A 16766-nucleotide genomic window follows, 5' to 3' on the forward strand; every position below is an offset into this window, starting at 1 on the left:
TTAAGTAGTCCTAGAAAAGCAAATTATCCAATATCAGATCCGAAATGGAGACCATCCCGATATATTCCCCATTTTCCTCTACCGGGGCCATACGGAATCCCACTTTCATAAGCAGACTGGCCACATAGCGCACCTCCATATCGGCCGGAACACTTATAACCGGTTTAGTCATAATCTCGAATACGTTTACCTCTTCGGAAGTTTTGTCAGGAATGATAACCCCTTTTATCAAATCGTGTATCACCACGATGCCATAGGCATCCTGTGGATGACGCTTTTTAACAATCAAGGCCTCAACACCTTCTTTGCGCATAACATCAACGGCTTCCTTGGCCGTGGCCATCCCGTCTATTAAGACCACTCGTTTGGTCATGACGTCCTTGGCCCCTTGAAATCCTCTTTTTGTATCCATGTTTGCTCTAGTTTATACTTAATCCGTATTTCCCTAAATTACGGAATGTCTTAAAAATACTTGTCCCTCGCCTGATCTTTAAACTTCTTCATCTGACTTTCCAAACCGGCAATGTGTTCTACCGGTAAAACAAAGGCGATCCCCGTTCCGGGTTTGTCAAATTTTCCCGCCTCCCGGATAACCTTTAGAAGATTTTCCACCACGTGTTCCTCTACCAGAAACACGATAATATCCGTCTTATCCTCTATACTAAGTCCAAAAAAGGACTTCGCTTCATGAATTCCCGTGCCTCTGGCCGGGATAATGGTGGCCCCGGTAGCTCCGGCCTCTTTCATGGCATCCACAACATCATCACAGATATTGGGTTTAACAAAGGCCATAATCAATTTAAACTGCATCTTTCTCCATTTTAATTTTTAATACTCTATTTTTTAGGCTCATAAACTGGGCATAGCCCAATACGGTTATTATGGGGAACAAGCTGGCAAAAGCGATAAGGCCAAATCCGTCCACAGCGGGATTCCTACCGGGTACTGCACTGGATAGGCCCAATCCAAGTGCGGCCACCAAGGGCACTGTAACCGTGGAAGTGGTGACCCCTCCGGAGTCATAGGCTAACGCAATAAGTCGTTTGGGCGCAAAAATAGTCTGGACAATTACGACCATATACCCTATCATAATATAAATGAACAAGGGTGTTCCGGTTACTATTCGAAATGTACCCAAAGCCAGCGCAAAGGCAACACCTATGGCCACGGTAATCCGTAGTCCCCAAGGGCTAATGGTCCCGGCGGAAACTTCGCCGGCCTTAATGGCCACGGCTATAAGGGATGGCTCGGCAATGGTTGTTGAGAATCCGATTAGCGCTGCAAAAATGTAAATCCAATAGTACGATTTCCAATCGGTCAACGCATTTCCGCTTGCCTCAATAAAAGCGGGATCGGACAGTTGGGTCGCCATAATTTTCCCTAAAGGGAAAAGGGCCTTTTCCAATCCCATAAGGAACAACGCGAGTCCCACTACCACATAAACCCCTCCCAATACAACTTTCTTCAAATGGGGTATGGGTTGCTTTAGGACAAACCATTGGAAGAAAACAATCAATACTATGATAGGCAGTACGTCCCTAAGGGTATATATAAGGATCCATACAAATTCCATCATAAAATCAAACATAAGCTACGTTTTAGCTAAAACCAAAATAATCCATACGCCATAACAAAAACCATAGGTAAAAGTGATGCAAAAGCGATAAGGCCAAAACCATCCAATAAGGGGCTCCTACCTTTTATAACGGTGGCCAGACCAACCCCTAAGGCCGTAACCAATGGTACGGTTATGGTAGATGTGGTGACCCCACCAGCATCATATGCCAAACCGATAATTTCCTCAGGGGCAATAATGGTCATTAACATCACCAATACATAGCCTCCTATGATCAGGTAATATAAGGGCCAACCTTTAAGAATACGCAATACGCCAATAACAATGGCCAGACCCACAGAAATGGCAACTGCCAAGCGCAGGCCAAAGGCATAGGTCTTCATAATCTTTTGATTATTCTCTATCAACCCGGCATCCGAGGATATTATTGAGGCCTCCTTGGCCACTGCTATAAGTGCCGGTTCGGCTATGGTGGTGGAAAAGCCCAGGGCAAAGGAAAAAATCAACAACCAAAAAAGACTTCCCTTCTTGGCCAAGGCATATGCCATGGCCTCCCCGATAGGAAACAATCCGATTTCCAATCCTTCAATAAAAAGCATTAACCCGATGATAACGAACAGAATGCCTATAATAACTTCACCGATTTCGGGGAAGGGCTGTTGAATAACAGCAGTTTGAAAAAAAACGACAACTACAATTATGGGAATCAGGTCCGTAACCGCGGCCCATAGCTTTTTTGATATGTCCAGAATATAGGCCTTATACATGAAGTTGTTTCCATTTTGCCCAAATTCCTTTTATATACATATCCCACTAAAATTGTCCTGTAGTTTTATAATTACCCATGTTCAAGAACCTGACATATTAATCTGGAAATTCCATATTTTAATCGTCTGTTCCCTATCTAAATCTTAAAAAAGGAATCCACAAATTCATACTTGTTAAAAACCTGAAGATCCTCCATACCCTCGCCTACACCAATATACTTAACAGGAATCTTAAATTGGTCTGAAATACCAATAACTACACCTCCCTTGGCGGTTCCGTCCAATTTAGTGACCGCCAGCGACGTTACTTCCGTGGCTTTAGTAAATTGTTTGGCCTGTTCAAAAGCATTCTGTCCGGTGGAACCATCCAATATCAATAAAACCTCATGCGGGGTATCGTCTACCACTTTTTGCATTACTTTTTTCACCTTGGTCAGTTCGTTCATTAAATTAACCTTGTTGTGCAAACGGCCGGCTGTATCTATTATGACCACATCGGCTCCTTGGGAAACTGCGGAACTTAAGGTATCAAAAGCTACAGAAGCAGGATCACTACCCATTTTTTGCTTTACTATGGGTACATCTACCCGATCCGCCCAAACCTGCAACTGGTCTATGGCCGCGGCTCGAAAGGTATCGGCCGCACCCAATACTACTTTTAATCCCTGCTTTTTAAACTGGTAGGCCAATTTTCCTATTGTGGTGGTCTTACCTACACCATTTACACCAACGACCATAATAACGTATGGTCTTTTATCCATGGGGATGCTGTATTCCGTTTCTTCGCCGGTATGGGTCTCGGAAAGTAGATCTGCAATCTCTTCCCTAAGAATAGTATTCAGTTCATCGGTCCCCATATATTTATCCCTGGCCACCCTGGCCTCAATACGTTCAATGACTTTTAGGGTGGTATCCACACCGACATCGGAGGTTACCAAAACCTCTTCCAAATTGTCCAACACATCATCATCTACTTTGGATTTACCGGCAACGGCCTTACTCAATTTTGAGAAAAAATTCGTCTTGGTCTTTTCCAGTCCTTTGTCCAGTGTTTCCTTTTTCTTAGCAGAAAATAAGTTTTTGAATAAGCTCATATGTCCTATAAAATGCTTTTGTCAAAGATATGAAAGTAAATGCCGTAAACCCAAGGGAAAGTCTTTGGTTAGAAGTGAAGAAACAACCTATCGGAGAGGATTTAGGTTAGGCATAGGGACAGGCCAAAATAAATCCTAGGTTGGAAAGTTGATATTATTGGAAGGAAGGCGATGGTCTTTACCATCAAATTACAATGCACCCGGCCATTTGAAATTTGGTGTTGGTCATAAAAAAAGCCGTCCGCAAAATTTGCGGACGGCTTTTTTATGCGTTTGAAAGTTTTGTTACTTTTTAGCAATCCATTCATTTACCATTTCCGGTGGCATAACGGATTCTACAAAAGTATAGGCCCCGGATTTAGGTGATTTCACCATTTTTATTGCTTTGGTCAATCTCTTTGAACTGGATTGTAAAGTTGCTACCGTTTTCTTTGCCATGACTCGTATTATTATATTCCCTACTTAATGGAAATTTACTTAATTTCTTTATGAACCGTTACTTTCCTAAGGATTGGATTGTATTTTTTGATTTCTATCCGCTCTGGAGTGTTCTTTTTGTTTTTTGTAGTGATGTATCTTGAGGTACCTGGAACACCTGAATTTTTGTGTTCCGTACACTCCAAGATAACCTGTACCCGATTTCCCTTCTTTGCCATTGTATTACTTTATAAATCCTTGTGCCTTGGCTTCCTTTAAAACAGCGGAAATACCTTTTTTGTTGATTATCTTCAATGCTTTAGCGGAAACCTTTAGTGTAACCCAACGGTCCTCTTCAGGGATGTAAAAACGCTTTTTTGAAAGATTTACATTGAACCTTCTTCTCGTTTTGTTGATGGAAAACGAAACGTTGTTTCCAAACATTGCCCTTTTACCCGTAATTTCACAAACTTTTGACATTGCGCTGGATTTTCTTTAAACAGGGTGCAAATTTATATCTTTTTTACGGTACGGACAAAATTTAGTTCAGATTTTTAAAATTTCTTTCTGAAGCAATTCAAGTGCCTTATGGACAGACTTTTGAACGATACGTTCCCTATGGTTTCCCATATTGAATTTTTCCGCGAAAACACGCTCTGGAGTCGCTACGGCTATAAATACCGTCCCGATCTCCTCATCCGAATCCCCTTTTGTGGGACCGGCATTTCCGGTAGTAGCAATAGCAAAATTAGCTTTAAGCAAGTGTTTTACGTTTTCAGCCATGATTTTAGCGACTTCACCGCTTACCACTGAGTGTTTGTTTATGATATCCAAGGGTACCCCAAGCACATCTATCTTAGTCTCTGTGGCATAGCTCACCACACTTCCCTTAAAATAGGCCGAAGCTCCAGGTATACCGGTCAATTGTTGGGCAATCTTTCCCCCGGTAAAGCTTTCGGCGGTGGCTAATGTCAGTTCCTTTTGGGTCAATAATTTGGCAACTACCTCTTCTAAGGTCTCTTCATCCTCGGTGCCGTATAGAATATCTCCAATCAATGGATATAGTTCCTGGGATGCCTGCTCAATGGCATCTTCCAAAACTTTCTTATTTGTCCCTTTGGCGGTTAATCGCAATCGGACTTTCCCTAGGTTGGGCAAATAAGCCATTTTGATAAAGGACGGGAGACTTTCTTCCCAAGATTCAATTTTTTCAGCAATTGCACTTTCTCCCAGACCATAGGTTACTAAAGTTTTATGAATGATATAGGGACGCTTGTACTTTTCTGCGATTTTTGGGATTACCTCGTTCACCATTAAATTTTTCATCTCAAAGGGAACGCCCGGAAGTGAAATAAAGGATACCTCATTGGATTGCATCCACATACCTGGTGCAGTTCCGTGGGCATTATGCAATACTATGGCTTTGGAAGGCACCCAGGCCTGCTGTCTATTGATATCCGAAATGGGAGTGGAAATATATTTGGCGAATAAATGTTCAATATAGGCCAAAACCTTTGTGTCCATGACCAAAGTATCCTGGAAAAATTCGCAAAAGGCTTTCTTGGTGACATCATCCTTGGTAGGGCCCAATCCACCGGTAACAATAACAACATCTGCCCTTTCCTCAGCTTCCGCTAGTGCTTTTATGATGTGGTCGTTATCATCCTGAACCGAGGTTATCTGGAAAACCGAAACCCCAATTTTGTTCAGTTCCTTGGCTATGAAAGCCGAATTGGTATCTATTATTTGGCCAATGAGAATCTCATCGCCAATGGTAATGATTTCGGCAAGCATTATAGACCAAAGTCTTTTTTAAGCTCGGAGACTACCTGGTCAATATCCTTTTTAAGAGAGGGAAAGATTCTTTCAATTTCTGCCATATTGGCTTCTTTCTTTCCTAAGGTCTCTATTTCCAAGGCGGCGGCCCTCGTCTGTTCCATACCCAAGAGGTCTACATTGGGCTTTATTTTATGGGCCAATTTGTACACTTGGTCATAGTTTCCTTGTTTCAAGGCACTTTGTAAAGCTTCCAAATCCTGGGGCACTTCGTCCAAAAATACTGAAATGACGGAATTGATGAAATCTTCATCACCTTCGGCCATCTCATTGATTTTATCTAGGTTGTAAATCATCTACTTAATTTTTACGGAAAATAGTTCCTGCCCCTCCAATACTCCCGAAAGATAGTCATTTGCCTGAATTCTTCCAACACCGGCCGGAGTACCTGTAAAAATTACATCCCCTTTTTTCAGCATAAAAAACTCCGATGCATACGAAATAAGTTCGTCTATCTTCCAAAGCATCAACGCCGTATTTCCCTTTTGTACCTCTTCCCCATTTTTGAAAAGTGAAAAACTCAGTTCATCCAAATCTTTAAATTTGGTCTTCGGCAGCCATTCGCCAATAACGGCGGCCCCATCAAAGCCCTTGGCTTTTTCCCAAGGTAATCCTTTTTCCTTTAACTGGGCTTGTAAGTCCCTGGCCGTGAAATCAATTCCAAGACTTATTTCGTCATAGTAGGTATGTGCAAAATTTTTATGGATATGCTTTCCAACCTTTTTGATCTTCACCAATACTTCAACCTCATAATGTATATCATTGGAAAAGTCCGGTATATAAAAATCCTGTTCCTTAGGTAATATAGCCGAATCCGGTTTAATAAATATTACCGGAGCTGTAGGTTTTTCATTGGCCAACTCCCGGATATGCTCCGTGTAGTTTCTACCTATACAGATGAGTTTCATTGGGATGAGGTTTTGTTGTTTACAGAGTTATCAGAGTTATTGAGTTAATAGGTTATTGAGTTAATGGACGAAAGTTTAAAAAGTGTGGAAGTTTGTAAATTTAGATTTCCAAATTTCTTTCACTACTTACAGCACCTTGTTACTTTATCCCAACTTGGAATTAAGACTTTTAAGTCGTATGCCTGTCAGTACTTTTTTAGTGTATAAGGGAAAGTCCGCATTCTGAATCCATCCGAAATAGCCCGGTTCCTGTTCCAAGACATCCAGTACTTTTTTACCTCTGTGCTTTCCAAAAGAAAAGACCTCCTGTCCATTATCATCCAAGGCAATGAATCCTGCAAAGTCCACCATCTTTTTGTGTGTGGAGAACTCTGCCAATTTCTTCACATCATTCTCCAATTCCGGGTACCGCTCCAATTGTGACAGTAGGACTTCATAGGTGGCTTGGGTATCGGCCTCGGCACTATGGGCATCAGTCAATTCCTTATCACAATAAAACTTATAGGCAGCGGCCAAAGTACGTTTTTCCATTTTGTGGAAGATGGTCTGTACATCTACCGAAACCATATTTTTCATATCGAAATCTATTTCGGCTCTGAGCATCTCCTCGGCCAACAAGGGAATATCAAAACGATTGGAGTTGAATCCGCCCAAATCACTGTCTTTGATCATACTATAAATCTCCTTGGAGAGCTCTTTGAACGTAGGTTCATTGGCTACTTTTTCGTTGGAAATGCCATGGACGGCAATCACCTCTGCAGGAATCTCCGTTTCGGGATTTACCAACCAGGTCTTACTTTCCTTGTTCCCATTAGGGTATACTTTCAAAATGGAAATTTCCACTATCCTATCCTTGGCCACATTGGTACCTGTGGTCTCCAAATCAAAAAAACAAATGGGTTTTGTGAGTTTTAATTCCATATTTGGCAAAGATAGCCATAGATTTTCCCATGAAGATAAATTACTAAAGATTTATTCTAAAGAATGTGAGAACAGCCATGGCAAAAGCCCGGGCTCCACAAAGGCATTTTCCCAGCTATTGTGGTTTACATCTTTGTAGGTAGTAAATTTGACCTCTCCCCCTGCCTTTTTTAAAGCGGTCGCCATTTTTTGGGAATGTTCGTAGTCCACTACCATGTCGGAATCTCCGTGAAAAAGCCACAAGGGTGTACTTACTAATTGGGGAGCGGTATCTGGATGGGCACCGCCACAAATGGCAAAGGCGGCAGCAAATGTATCAGGATTTCTTCGCACGAGTTCCAATGTCCCCATACCGCCCATGGAAAGTCCGCCCACATACATTCTTTTGGAATCTATTTTGTAGCTTTTTGTAAGACCATTTATTAACCCTTGAAGTGACTTCATGGCCAGAGTAGGTTTGCCATCTGGATAAAAAGTAAAGGTAAAGAAGAGGAGAAACTGTTCCTTTTTTACATTGGCCCAGTATCCATCCTCCGGACATTGGGGAAAGACAACAATAGCAGGATATGCTTTCCTGATATCCTCTTGAAGAAATAGATCCGCGCCATAGTTCAATTGAGCCTCGTTGTCATTTCCTCTTTCCCCTGCCCCATGAAGCATCAATACCAGGGGATATGCTTTATCCTTTTCATAGTCTTCCGGCAACAAAATACGGTAGGGAAGTGTGCCGTTCTTGTCCTTGAATTCCATCTTTTGATAGGCAGATAAATCCATATCGGACTTCTTCGGTCCACAAGAAGCCACTAGGACTAAATACAGTATTAGAAAACGTCTCATTCGCTATAAAGATAACCAATGAAAGTTATAATCTGGTATTGATAATATTATTGAAGGCCGAACCAAAAGTATAGCTCAGACCAAATCCGAACCCTAGTTCAAAGTCCGTGGCAATTTGCCGTTGCTGCAATAGTACATCCTCTATTGAGGCATCTCCGGCAGGAAGGTTAATCTGATCTCTGATAATTTCGAAATCCCCTGAAAAACTTATGGCCAAGCCTTTAAAGACCCGTATGGAAAACCTACCAAAAAGTTGTACCCTATTTTTTTCAAAATCGTCCAGAAAGGTAGAGCCCCTTAAGCGGGAATAGATATTGCCCCAAGGCTGCCTATAACGCACCTGTACATCCAAGGAATGATTAAAGATGCCTTCTTGCATCTGTCCGAATATAGTAGGTTCTATATAATCGTTGTGGAAATATCCAATTTTATATGCAAAGACAATTTCCCTACGCAACACCTCTCGATAGGGGAATATATTGTACTCGATTGCAGGTGTGAAGTAGTACCTAAAATCGAGATTGGTGAACGTATCATGCCGTGCACCTCCAAAAATACCTGCAGACCAATGGTCAGATAGACTTCTAACAATACTTCCGGCACCCGAATAACGAAAACGCTCACTGGTAAAGGTCTCATCGTCTCGTTCAAACTCGGCATTGGCCTGATTCAACTGTAGGTCGGTCCTTATACGCCAGTTTTCCGTAACATGGTCGCTCTCAAAACCAACTTCATATTCAAATTCCCTCCTGCTGGTTTCCCTATCTAGGTCTGCTTCGCCATATACTTCAAAAATCCAATTGTTCCAGGGATCGTCAAAATCGATATCCTGTTGTTGGGCAAGTCCTTCCGCTGTTATTTTATACTTTATCTTTTCGGCCAAATCAGACTGTATAAGGTATACCAGAAGACCCGATTTCACCGTTACTACCAGATCGTTGCGTACTTCATCGGCAGTCATGTTTACATTGGTATCATAGGAACGTTGTACCAATGTACCTTCATATGCGCCAACTCCTTCAAATTCTAATTTATAGGTACGTCCACCGCTCCCATTGGCAATATCATAGATAAAAAGAGTAACATTGGCCAGACCCTGATCACGAACATGATCTACAAAATTAATTTCCTGCCGAATATAGCTTCGCTCACAACTACATTCGATAAAGAGCTTGATACGGCCTTTTGCCTTGGTTTCTTCCTGTGAAAAACCGGTGTGGAACAAAAGGAAGGTAAATAGGGTAAAATACAGAAATCTCCAATTCCTATGGAGGCAATACTTCATTCAAAAATGTCTTTGGTGTTTGGTAAAACATCAAAGATAAGGCTAACCACAGAAAAATAGAACCGAAAAATGAGGATTGGGTAATAGGAATGATTTAAATGATGGAACTATAATTCCCTGTTTACATCCCAACTTTCCAAATAATCGGCCACCGCTTTTGCAAACATGCTGCCCAGGGCCCCGTTCACCACTCTATGATCATAGCTGTGGGACAAATACATTTTACTGCGTATTCCTATAAAATCGCCTTCATTGGTCTCAATTACAGCGGGGACTTTTCGAATGGCTCCCAAAGCCAATATTCCTACCTGGGGTTGGTTTATAATTGGGGTTCCAAAAACACTTCCAAAAGTTCCCACATTGGTAACCGTATAGGTACCGTCCTTTATCTCGTCCGGTTTCAACGCATTGTTCCGTGCCCTATTGGCCAAGTCATTGACCACTTTGGCCATACCTACCAAATTCAATTGGTCCGCATTTTTGATGACAGGGACGATAAGGTTGCCATCTGGAAGTGCCGCAGCCATACCGATATTGATATTCTTTTTCTTGATGATGCTTTCCCCATCTACGGAAATATTCATCAATGGGTATTTTTTCAACGCCTTGGCAATGGCTTCTATAAAGATTGGGGTAAAGGTCAATTTTTCTCCCTCTGCCTTTTCAAAGGCATCTTTTATTTTATTGCGCCAATTTACAATATTGGTTACATCAACCTCTATGAAACTTTGTACATGGGCAGCCGTAGAAACACTCTCCACCATATGTTTGGCGATCAATTTGCCCATTCGGGACATTTCGATTACCTCATCCAAACCATTGGACTGCACGGTAGACACTTCATGCTTCTCCATAGGCACTGCAGCATGAGGTCTTGAAGGCTCCGGTTGTGGTGCAAGGTCAATTTTTTGAACGTCTCTTTGCTTCCCGGACTTTCTGTTTTCAATGTAGGCGAGAATATCATGCTTCGTTACCCGTCCTTCTTTTCCCGTACCATTTATGGATTCTAGTTCTTCAATGGAAATACCTTCTTCTTTGGCAATATTCTTGACCAATGGGGAATAAAAACGTTCCGATGTGCTATAATCCCTTACAGGGACATCCACAGTTTCTCGAGCTACGGATATCATATCCTCGGCCACAGCGACTGCTTCTTCAGGAGCTTCTATTTTAGTATCTCCTGTTTTTTTATTGATACTGTCCACATCACTTATATTGGCCGCTGAGGAAGGGCTTTCTCCATTCACCTCAATAATTGCAACGGTTTCCCCTACTTTTACAATCTCGTCAATAGTGAACAATTTTTCCAGAAGAATGCCCTCTACCTCACTTGGCACTTCTGAATCTACTTTGTCCGTGGCTATCTCAAAAACCGGCTCGTCCATTTCTATGGAATCCCCAACTTCTTTTAACCAAGTCGTCAAGGTAGCCTCGGCAACGCTCTCCCCCATACGAGGTAATTTTAGCTCAAACTTTGACATATTATTATTCTACATGCTTATTTCATCCAATACTTTGCAAAAATATCAAAAAAAGTATCTAATTTTTAGGTTTAATGCATAATCCAAGAAAAAGATTAATTCGCTTTTAAGGAACCTTCAAATGGAATCCGGTTCATAATACTACGCCCCAAAGTAATCTCATCCGCGTATTCCAATTCATCTCCTACGGCAATACCCCTTGCAATTGTAGAGGTTTTTATATCCAAACCCTCCAGTTGCTTGTAGATATAGAAATTAGTGGTGTCGCCTTCCATAGTGGAACTCAATGCAAAAATAAGTTCCTTTATTTCTCCCTGCTTTGCCTTGTCCACTAATGAATGAATGTTAAGGTCTTGTGGGCCTACTCCTTCCATGGGGGATATTTTACCGCCCAAAACATGGTAGAGGCCTTTGTATTGCCCCGTATTCTCCAGGGCCATAACATCACGGATATCTTCAACTACACATACCAAGGTCTTGTCCCTTTTGGGATTGGCACAAATCTCACACAAGTCAACATCGGAAATATTATGACAGTTTTTACAAAACTTTACCGAATCTTTGAGATTAAGAAGGGCACTGGACAAATTGACCGTTCGCTCACTGGGCTGTTTCAGTAAATGCAATACCAATCGCAATGCGGTTCGTTTACCGATACCGGGCAATTGCGACATTTCATACACCGCATTTTCCAAAAGCTTGGATGAAAATTCCATAACTGCAAAATTACATACTATTTTTACTTTTTGTACTTTGCCCCTAAATTATTTCAATGACCGCTAGCCATATTCTGCTTCTGATAGGGGCCTATTTTGTACTGTTATTACTCATATCTTATTTTACGGGCAAAAACGATTCCAACGATGATTTTTTCAAGGCAGGAAGGCAGTCACCGTGGTATTTGGTGGCCTTTGGAATGATAGGTGCCTCTTTATCCGGGGTTACCTTTATTTCCGTTCCAGGATGGGTGGAAGACTCCCAATTCAGTTATATGCAGGTGGTCTTTGGGTATCTGGCCGGCTATTTTGTAATTGCTTATATACTGATGCCCATTTACTACAGGCTTAACGTTACCTCTATCTACGAGTATCTACAACAGCGTTTTGGAACTACCAGTTATAAGGTGGGGGCTATCTCCTTCTTTATATCCAGGGTTCTGGGCGCATCTTTTCGTCTATTCCTAGTCGCCATTGTACTGCAACAATTTGTTTTTGACGCGTGGAACGTGCCTTTTGAACTCACTGTGGTCCTTTCCATTTTACTTATTTGGATATATACCTTTAAAGGGGGCATAAAGACCATCGTTTGGACAGATACGTTGCAAACCCTATTCATGTTGCTTTCCGTTGGATTTTCCATTTATTTCATCAATCAAAAATTAGATTGGAGCTTTGCCGAGTTTTTGGCTTCGGAAGAACTGAAAGAGTATAATAAGGTATTATTTGTAGATGACTTTTTTGGTAAGACGCATTTTGTAAAATCCTTTTTGGGCGGTATGTTCATTACCATTTGCATGACCGGGCTAGACCAAGATATGATGCAAAAAAACCTCACCTGTAAATCCTTGAAGGATGCACAAAAAAATATGGTCTCCTTTAGCTTGGTACTTATAGTCGTAAACTTTGCTTTTTTACTTCTAGGAGCCTTATTGTTCATTTATGCAAACAAGTTTGATATTGCAACCCCGTTAATGGACGGCACCCCAAAATCCGATCTTCTCTTTCCTGAAATTGCCCTAAACAGCGGTTTGGGAATAATTGTGGCCATCACCTTTATGTTAGGGCTCATCGCAGCGGCCTATAGTAGCGCGGATAGTGCCCTAACCTCATTGACTACCTCCTTTTGCGTGGATTTCCTTGGCATTGAAAAAAAGCCGGAGCCCGAGCGAAAAAAAGTCCGTAAACGCACCCATATTGGAATGAGTCTGCTTTTGGTCGTTGTTGTCATTATCTTTAAACACATCCTTGATAGAAATGTTATTGATGGCCTCTTAACGGTTGCCACCTATACCTACGGCCCCCTTTTGGGTATGTTCACTTTCGGGATTTTTACCAAATACCAAGTAAAGGACAACTATGTTTGGATCGTCGCGCTAATCTCCGTTGGGTTAATTTACATTTTTGGGAAGATACCATCGGAAAATTTGGGAGGCTACCAAGTAGGTTATGAATTATTACCGATCAATGGCATTTTGACTTTTATCGGACTATGGTTTTTACGTGACAAGAGAGCATAAGAGGCATTTTTGTCGATGAACGGCAAAAAAACCTGATGAAATCCCCACCGGTGGATGTTAAAGTTAAGTCCGAAAATTCATGTGAAAAATAACTGAAATTTTAATATTGTCCCGTAGCCAATAAAACCAAGGTGCAGGCCACCTCCACCTCTATGCCATTGTCCCTAAGTAGCTTATAAAATTCCGGGTTCTCCGTACCAGGATTAAAGATTACCCTTTTCGGTGCTAATTTCAGAATCTCCCCGTAATACTCAGGCTGACGGCTTGCACCTATATACAAAGTTATGGTGTGAATATTTTGAAAATCGGTAAATTTGGTCTTAACTTGTACGCCAGAAATTTCCCCAGGTTCTCTTCCAAATGCTTGAGTTACTATATCGTTTTCGATAAGCCGATTTACGGCTAGATTGCTGTAACGGTTTGGTTTTAAAGAAGCTCCGAAAACAAGTGTTTTTTTCATAAGTTCATATTGGGGTGTTAAAATTTATTCGATTTGTTACTTTTCCAAAAAAAAATCGTCTAACAATAATGTGCAAAAATCACTCTAAATACAATTTTGGTCATCGATGAGGCTATATGTTTATAGTTAATGGTTAGTGTTTAGTATGGTTGAATCGATGACAGAAACCCTGACGGAAACGTCAGGGTTTTGTGTTTTTTTACATTAAGAAAATTATTTTTTCCCTTCAGCATAAAGGACAAATATAACGGTTTCAACATACTGTATAGTAGCAAAATACAGCAAACAAAAATCAGGAGCATACTTACCCAAAAAAGTTAAAGAAATGTTAAAGAAATGCTCTTGGGTAACATAACCTAATTTCTGTCGTCCACTTAGGTAACATCAATCATCTATCCGCTGTAAGGTGGACTAATCAAAAAAAACGAACAACCATGAAAAAAGTATTGCTGCTTTTAGCAGTGTTTCTATGTATTACTACGTTTGCCAATACCCCACCAGAATCAGACTTAAGAATCGGTAGCGTAACCGGCAAGGTCATAGATAAGGCCTTACAGCAACCCATTGCCTATGCCGCAATAGTCATTAAAACACAGGATGGATCTAACGACAAAACCGGTGGGATTACAAAAGAAGACGGCACCTTTGAAATAAAGAACCTCCCCGAGGGCAATCTCGTATTCGAGGTACAGTTCATCGGATACAAAACATATTCCCAGCAGATAACAATTTCTAAAAAGGATAGAAAGCTAAATCTAGGCACAATTGCGCTGGAAGAGGAGGCAGAAGAACTATCCAATGTAGAGGTAGTTGGCGAACGCACCACAATAGAACAGAAAATAGACCGTAAGGTAATCAATGTTGGAAAGGATCTTACAACTATGGGCCCTACCGCTTCCGATATCATGAGTAACATACCTTCCGTAAATGTAGATCAACAGACCGGGGAGCTAACTTTGCGGGGAAATTCCAATGTACGGGTCATGGTCGATGGGAAATTGTCCAACGTTCCCGTTGCGCAATTATTAAGGCAAATTCCTTCTACTTCCATAAAGTCTATCGAACTTATAACAAATCCTTCGGCCAAATACAACCCGGAGGGCATGAGTGGTATCATCAATATCGTGTTGCACAAAAATGCAAATATTGGTTTCAATGGAACCATAAATACTGGTCTTACCGTGGGTATAGAAGCAAAATTCAATAGTTCTATAGACCTGAACTACCGCAACGGAAAATTTAACCTATACGGAAATTATGGCAACAATATTGGTAAATATGTTAACGATGGCTTTATTTTCCGGGATGAGGAAAATTCCGAGCAAATTTTTGATTTTTTCGACAACAACAAATCCCACCTGTACAAATTGGGAGTGGATTTTTATTTGAACGATAAGAATACCATTTCCTTCTTTACCAATCAAAACACCTACAACGGAAAATTTAGGGGCGTAACCGATGTCATCTACTATGATGAGTTAAGCAGAAATACTACCCAATTCTTTGACAACGTACAGGAGAATTCCAGTGAACAATACAATTTTGATTACAAAATGGAATTTAAAAAAGAAGGGCACAATATAGAATTGGAAGTAGACTACAACCGATTTAAGAATGATGAGGACGCTAATTTTAGATCTACCGGCACCACGGTTTTCCCGGATTATATGGATTTTGTGGACACCAAACGTACACAGACCATAGCCAATTTAGACTATGTTAATCCGCTGGATTCTATATCCAAACTAGAAGCGGGAGTAGAAACGCGTCTTTTTGAGACCAATGTAGATTATGCCTCAACGGGGTTGTCCTTCAACTCTGCAGGTAACCTCATACCCACACCAGAAACCGATTTTGTCTACGGAATGGATATATATTCGGCCTATGTCACGTTTGGACAGAATCGAGAGAAATGGTCCTATCAAATAGGTGCACGCATAGAAGATGTGAAAGTTAAGGCAGATACTAATAGAATACGAGCCTTTACGGATAATTATACGCAAATCTATCCCTCAGGTTTTTTGACTTATACGCCCACGGAAAAAAACCAGTTTCAATTAAGTTTTAGTAGACGCGTGGACCGGCCGGGATTACAACAGGTGAATCCTATACGGGAATGGGCCACTCCATTGATATCTTCTTTCGGCAACCCTAGCTTGGTACCTCAGTTTACAAATTCTATGGAAGCGAATTATACCCGAAGAATGGAAAAAGGAAGTATTACGGCAGGAGTCTTCTATAGGACCATTGCCGATGAAATCAATAGAGCGGTGTACGTAGACCGATTAGACCTGAACAAGTTGATACTTACCTTTGATAATTTTGACAATACTTCTGCATATGGGGTGGAGATATCCAGCAATTATAAACCGACCAAATGGTGGAGTATTAACGGTAGCTTTGATCTCTTTTCGCAAACACAACGTGGAATTACAGAAAGCCTCTTAACCGATAACTCTTCGGCCACCGAAGATGACATTGTAGTGGAAAAGGTAGAAGTGGAGAATACGGCATGGAACTTTCGTATGAACAATAGTTTTAAAGTTGGTAAAAAACTTACCCTGCAACTATTCGGTTTCTATAGAGGAGAAAACCAAAATATTCAATTTTTGGTGAAGCCTTTATATTTTGTAAATACCGGGGCAAGGTACAGTTTTGCCCAAGGTAAGGGTACTTTTAGCCTCAATTTCAATGATGTATTCAATACAATGCGTTTTGCCTTTGACGGGGAAAGACCTTTTGTTCAAAATGGTCAGTTTAACTGGGAAAGTCAAACAGTTTATGCAGGACTGTCCTATATGTTCGGAAGTGGGAAGAATAGGGCCGCACAGCGCAAAAGAAGGGACAGCAATACCAAACAAGGTAGTGGAGGAATCCTATAAAGAAATATTGATAGAGCTGGGGACAGAGGGATTGGTTGGTTAAACTCTGAACGCTGGTTTATCAAT

Annotated in this window: 19 protein-coding genes; 2 read left to right on the top strand and 17 right to left on the bottom strand. The window is 41.1% G+C overall.

Annotated features, from left to right (window positions below):
- Nucleotides 1-10 precede the first annotated feature (10 nt).
- The 16 genes from ACP2AF_RS19880 to recR all read right to left on the bottom strand — a co-directional run bounded on the left by ACP2AF_RS19880 (nt 11) and on the right by recR (nt 11838).
- Nucleotides 11-412 carry a CBS domain-containing protein gene (locus ACP2AF_RS19880; RefSeq protein ID WP_120713995.1) on the bottom strand — a complete coding sequence of 134 codons (402 nt, stop codon included), beginning with the start codon at nt 410-412 and terminating at the stop codon, nt 11-13.
- A 50-nt stretch (nt 413-462) separates the two neighbouring features.
- Nucleotides 463-810, bottom strand: coding sequence for a P-II family nitrogen regulator (locus tag ACP2AF_RS19885; protein WP_120713996.1), 348 nt, complete (start codon nt 808-810; stop codon nt 463-465).
- A complete protein-coding gene (locus ACP2AF_RS19890; RefSeq protein ID WP_425237890.1) occupies nt 800-1588 on the bottom strand; it encodes a DUF1538 domain-containing protein in 789 nt (262 codons plus the stop codon). The genes ACP2AF_RS19885 and ACP2AF_RS19890 overlap by 11 nt, the downstream gene beginning before the upstream one ends.
- 14 nt (nt 1589-1602) lie before the next feature.
- Complete coding sequence (locus ACP2AF_RS19895; RefSeq protein WP_425237891.1) at nt 1603-2343, bottom strand: DUF1538 family protein; 741 nt, start codon at nt 2341-2343, stop codon at nt 1603-1605.
- 137 nt (nt 2344-2480) lie between these two features.
- Nucleotides 2481-3437 carry a signal recognition particle-docking protein FtsY gene (ftsY, locus tag ACP2AF_RS19900; RefSeq protein ID WP_425237892.1) on the bottom strand — a complete coding sequence of 319 codons (957 nt, stop codon included), beginning with the start codon at nt 3435-3437 and terminating at the stop codon, nt 2481-2483.
- 285 nt (nt 3438-3722) lie between these two features.
- Nucleotides 3723-3875, bottom strand: a complete 153-nt coding sequence (locus ACP2AF_RS19905) for a DUF4295 domain-containing protein (protein WP_120713999.1) — start codon at nt 3873-3875, stop codon at nt 3723-3725.
- A 35-nt stretch (nt 3876-3910) separates the two neighbouring features.
- Nucleotides 3911-4093 carry a 50S ribosomal protein L33 gene (rpmG, locus tag ACP2AF_RS19910; RefSeq protein ID WP_120714000.1) on the bottom strand — a complete coding sequence of 61 codons (183 nt, stop codon included), beginning with the start codon at nt 4091-4093 and terminating at the stop codon, nt 3911-3913.
- A 4-nt stretch (nt 4094-4097) separates the two neighbouring features.
- Nucleotides 4098-4334: a 50S ribosomal protein L28 gene (gene rpmB / locus ACP2AF_RS19915; RefSeq protein ID WP_425237893.1), complete on the bottom strand. Its 237-nt coding sequence runs from the start codon at nt 4332-4334 to the stop codon at nt 4098-4100.
- A 66-nt stretch (nt 4335-4400) separates the two neighbouring features.
- The gene (locus ACP2AF_RS19920; RefSeq protein ID WP_425237894.1) at nt 4401-5648 is read right to left on the bottom strand and encodes a competence/damage-inducible protein A; all 1248 of its coding nucleotides are present in this window, start codon (nt 5646-5648) and stop codon (nt 4401-4403) included.
- Nucleotides 5648-5986: an Hpt domain-containing protein gene (locus tag ACP2AF_RS19925; RefSeq protein WP_120714003.1), complete on the bottom strand. Its 339-nt coding sequence runs from the start codon at nt 5984-5986 to the stop codon at nt 5648-5650. The genes ACP2AF_RS19920 and ACP2AF_RS19925 overlap by 1 nt, the downstream gene beginning before the upstream one ends.
- Nucleotides 5987-6598 carry a fumarylacetoacetate hydrolase family protein gene (locus ACP2AF_RS19930; protein ID WP_425237895.1) on the bottom strand — a complete coding sequence of 204 codons (612 nt, stop codon included), beginning with the start codon at nt 6596-6598 and terminating at the stop codon, nt 5987-5989. It abuts the gene before it with no gap.
- Between the two features lie 144 nt (nt 6599-6742).
- Nucleotides 6743-7519 carry an exonuclease domain-containing protein gene (locus tag ACP2AF_RS19935; RefSeq protein WP_425237896.1) on the bottom strand — a complete coding sequence of 259 codons (777 nt, stop codon included), beginning with the start codon at nt 7517-7519 and terminating at the stop codon, nt 6743-6745.
- Between the two features lie 51 nt (nt 7520-7570).
- Nucleotides 7571-8356: a prolyl oligopeptidase family serine peptidase gene (locus ACP2AF_RS19940; protein ID WP_425237897.1), complete on the bottom strand. Its 786-nt coding sequence runs from the start codon at nt 8354-8356 to the stop codon at nt 7571-7573.
- 25 nt (nt 8357-8381) lie between these two features.
- Nucleotides 8382-9641: a DUF481 domain-containing protein gene (locus ACP2AF_RS19945; protein ID WP_425237898.1), complete on the bottom strand. Its 1260-nt coding sequence runs from the start codon at nt 9639-9641 to the stop codon at nt 8382-8384.
- 107 nt (nt 9642-9748) lie between these two features.
- Nucleotides 9749-11122: a dihydrolipoamide acetyltransferase family protein gene (locus ACP2AF_RS19950; protein ID WP_425237899.1), complete on the bottom strand. Its 1374-nt coding sequence runs from the start codon at nt 11120-11122 to the stop codon at nt 9749-9751.
- A gap of 95 nt (nt 11123-11217) precedes the next feature.
- The gene (gene recR, locus ACP2AF_RS19955) at nt 11218-11838 is read right to left on the bottom strand and encodes a recombination mediator RecR (RefSeq protein WP_425237900.1); all 621 of its coding nucleotides are present in this window, start codon (nt 11836-11838) and stop codon (nt 11218-11220) included.
- 56 nt (nt 11839-11894) lie between these two features.
- On the opposite strand from recR, the gene ACP2AF_RS19960 reads away from it, so the two are divergent.
- Nucleotides 11895-13358 (top strand): sodium:solute symporter, encoded by a 1464-nt coding sequence (locus tag ACP2AF_RS19960; protein ID WP_425237901.1) that lies wholly within the window; start codon nt 11895-11897, stop codon nt 13356-13358.
- A 100-nt stretch (nt 13359-13458) separates the two neighbouring features.
- Here ACP2AF_RS19960 and ACP2AF_RS19965 read toward each other — a convergent pair whose 3' ends face one another.
- On the bottom strand, nt 13459-13818 hold the full coding sequence (locus tag ACP2AF_RS19965) for a CoA-binding protein (RefSeq protein ID WP_425237902.1): 360 nt from the start codon (nt 13816-13818) through the stop codon (nt 13459-13461).
- A 434-nt stretch (nt 13819-14252) separates the two neighbouring features.
- Between ACP2AF_RS19965 and ACP2AF_RS19970 the strand changes: the two genes are divergently transcribed.
- Nucleotides 14253-16700 (top strand): TonB-dependent receptor domain-containing protein, encoded by a 2448-nt coding sequence (locus ACP2AF_RS19970; protein WP_425237903.1) that lies wholly within the window; start codon nt 14253-14255, stop codon nt 16698-16700.
- Nucleotides 16701-16766: the final 66 nt, after the last annotated feature.

It is taken from the genome of Ulvibacterium sp., assembly GCF_965248315.1.
Classification (GTDB): Bacteria; Bacteroidota; Bacteroidia; order Flavobacteriales; family Flavobacteriaceae; genus Ulvibacterium.

Coding starts and splice junctions, on each gene's coding strand:
- ACP2AF_RS19940 (WP_425237897.1), bottom strand. CDS start 8,356: ATGAGACGTTTTCTAATACTGTATTTAGTCCTAGTGGCTTCTTGTGGA.
- ACP2AF_RS19880 (WP_120713995.1), bottom strand. CDS start 412: ATGGATACAAAAAGAGGATTTCAAGGGGCCAAGGACGTCATGACCAAA.
- ACP2AF_RS19925 (WP_120714003.1), bottom strand. CDS start 5,986: ATGATTTACAACCTAGATAAAATCAATGAGATGGCCGAAGGTGATGAA.
- ACP2AF_RS19905 (WP_120713999.1), bottom strand. CDS start 3,875: ATGGCAAAGAAAACGGTAGCAACTTTACAATCCAGTTCAAAGAGATTG.
- ACP2AF_RS19965 (WP_425237902.1), bottom strand. CDS start 13,818: ATGAAAAAAACACTTGTTTTCGGAGCTTCTTTAAAACCAAACCGTTAC.
- ACP2AF_RS19895 (WP_425237891.1), bottom strand. CDS start 2,343: ATGTATAAGGCCTATATTCTGGACATATCAAAAAAGCTATGGGCCGCG.
- rpmB (WP_425237893.1), bottom strand. CDS start 4,334: ATGTCAAAAGTTTGTGAAATTACGGGTAAAAGGGCAATGTTTGGAAAC.
- recR (WP_425237900.1), bottom strand. CDS start 11,838: ATGGAATTTTCATCCAAGCTTTTGGAAAATGCGGTGTATGAAATGTCG.
- ACP2AF_RS19950 (WP_425237899.1), bottom strand. CDS start 11,122: ATGTCAAAGTTTGAGCTAAAATTACCTCGTATGGGGGAGAGCGTTGCC.
- ACP2AF_RS19935 (WP_425237896.1), bottom strand. CDS start 7,519: ATGGAATTAAAACTCACAAAACCCATTTGTTTTTTTGATTTGGAGACC.
- ACP2AF_RS19960 (WP_425237901.1), top strand. CDS start 11,895: ATGACCGCTAGCCATATTCTGCTTCTGATAGGGGCCTATTTTGTACTG.
- ACP2AF_RS19945 (WP_425237898.1), bottom strand. CDS start 9,641: ATGAAGTATTGCCTCCATAGGAATTGGAGATTTCTGTATTTTACCCTA.
- ACP2AF_RS19930 (WP_425237895.1), bottom strand. CDS start 6,598: ATGAAACTCATCTGTATAGGTAGAAACTACACGGAGCATATCCGGGAG.
- ACP2AF_RS19890 (WP_425237890.1), bottom strand. CDS start 1,588: ATGTTTGATTTTATGATGGAATTTGTATGGATCCTTATATATACCCTT.
- rpmG (WP_120714000.1), bottom strand. CDS start 4,093: ATGGCAAAGAAGGGAAATCGGGTACAGGTTATCTTGGAGTGTACGGAA.
- ACP2AF_RS19970 (WP_425237903.1), top strand. CDS start 14,253: ATGAAAAAAGTATTGCTGCTTTTAGCAGTGTTTCTATGTATTACTACG.
- ACP2AF_RS19885 (WP_120713996.1), bottom strand. CDS start 810: ATGCAGTTTAAATTGATTATGGCCTTTGTTAAACCCAATATCTGTGAT.
- ftsY (WP_425237892.1), bottom strand. CDS start 3,437: ATGAGCTTATTCAAAAACTTATTTTCTGCTAAGAAAAAGGAAACACTG.
- ACP2AF_RS19920 (WP_425237894.1), bottom strand. CDS start 5,648: ATGCTTGCCGAAATCATTACCATTGGCGATGAGATTCTCATTGGCCAA.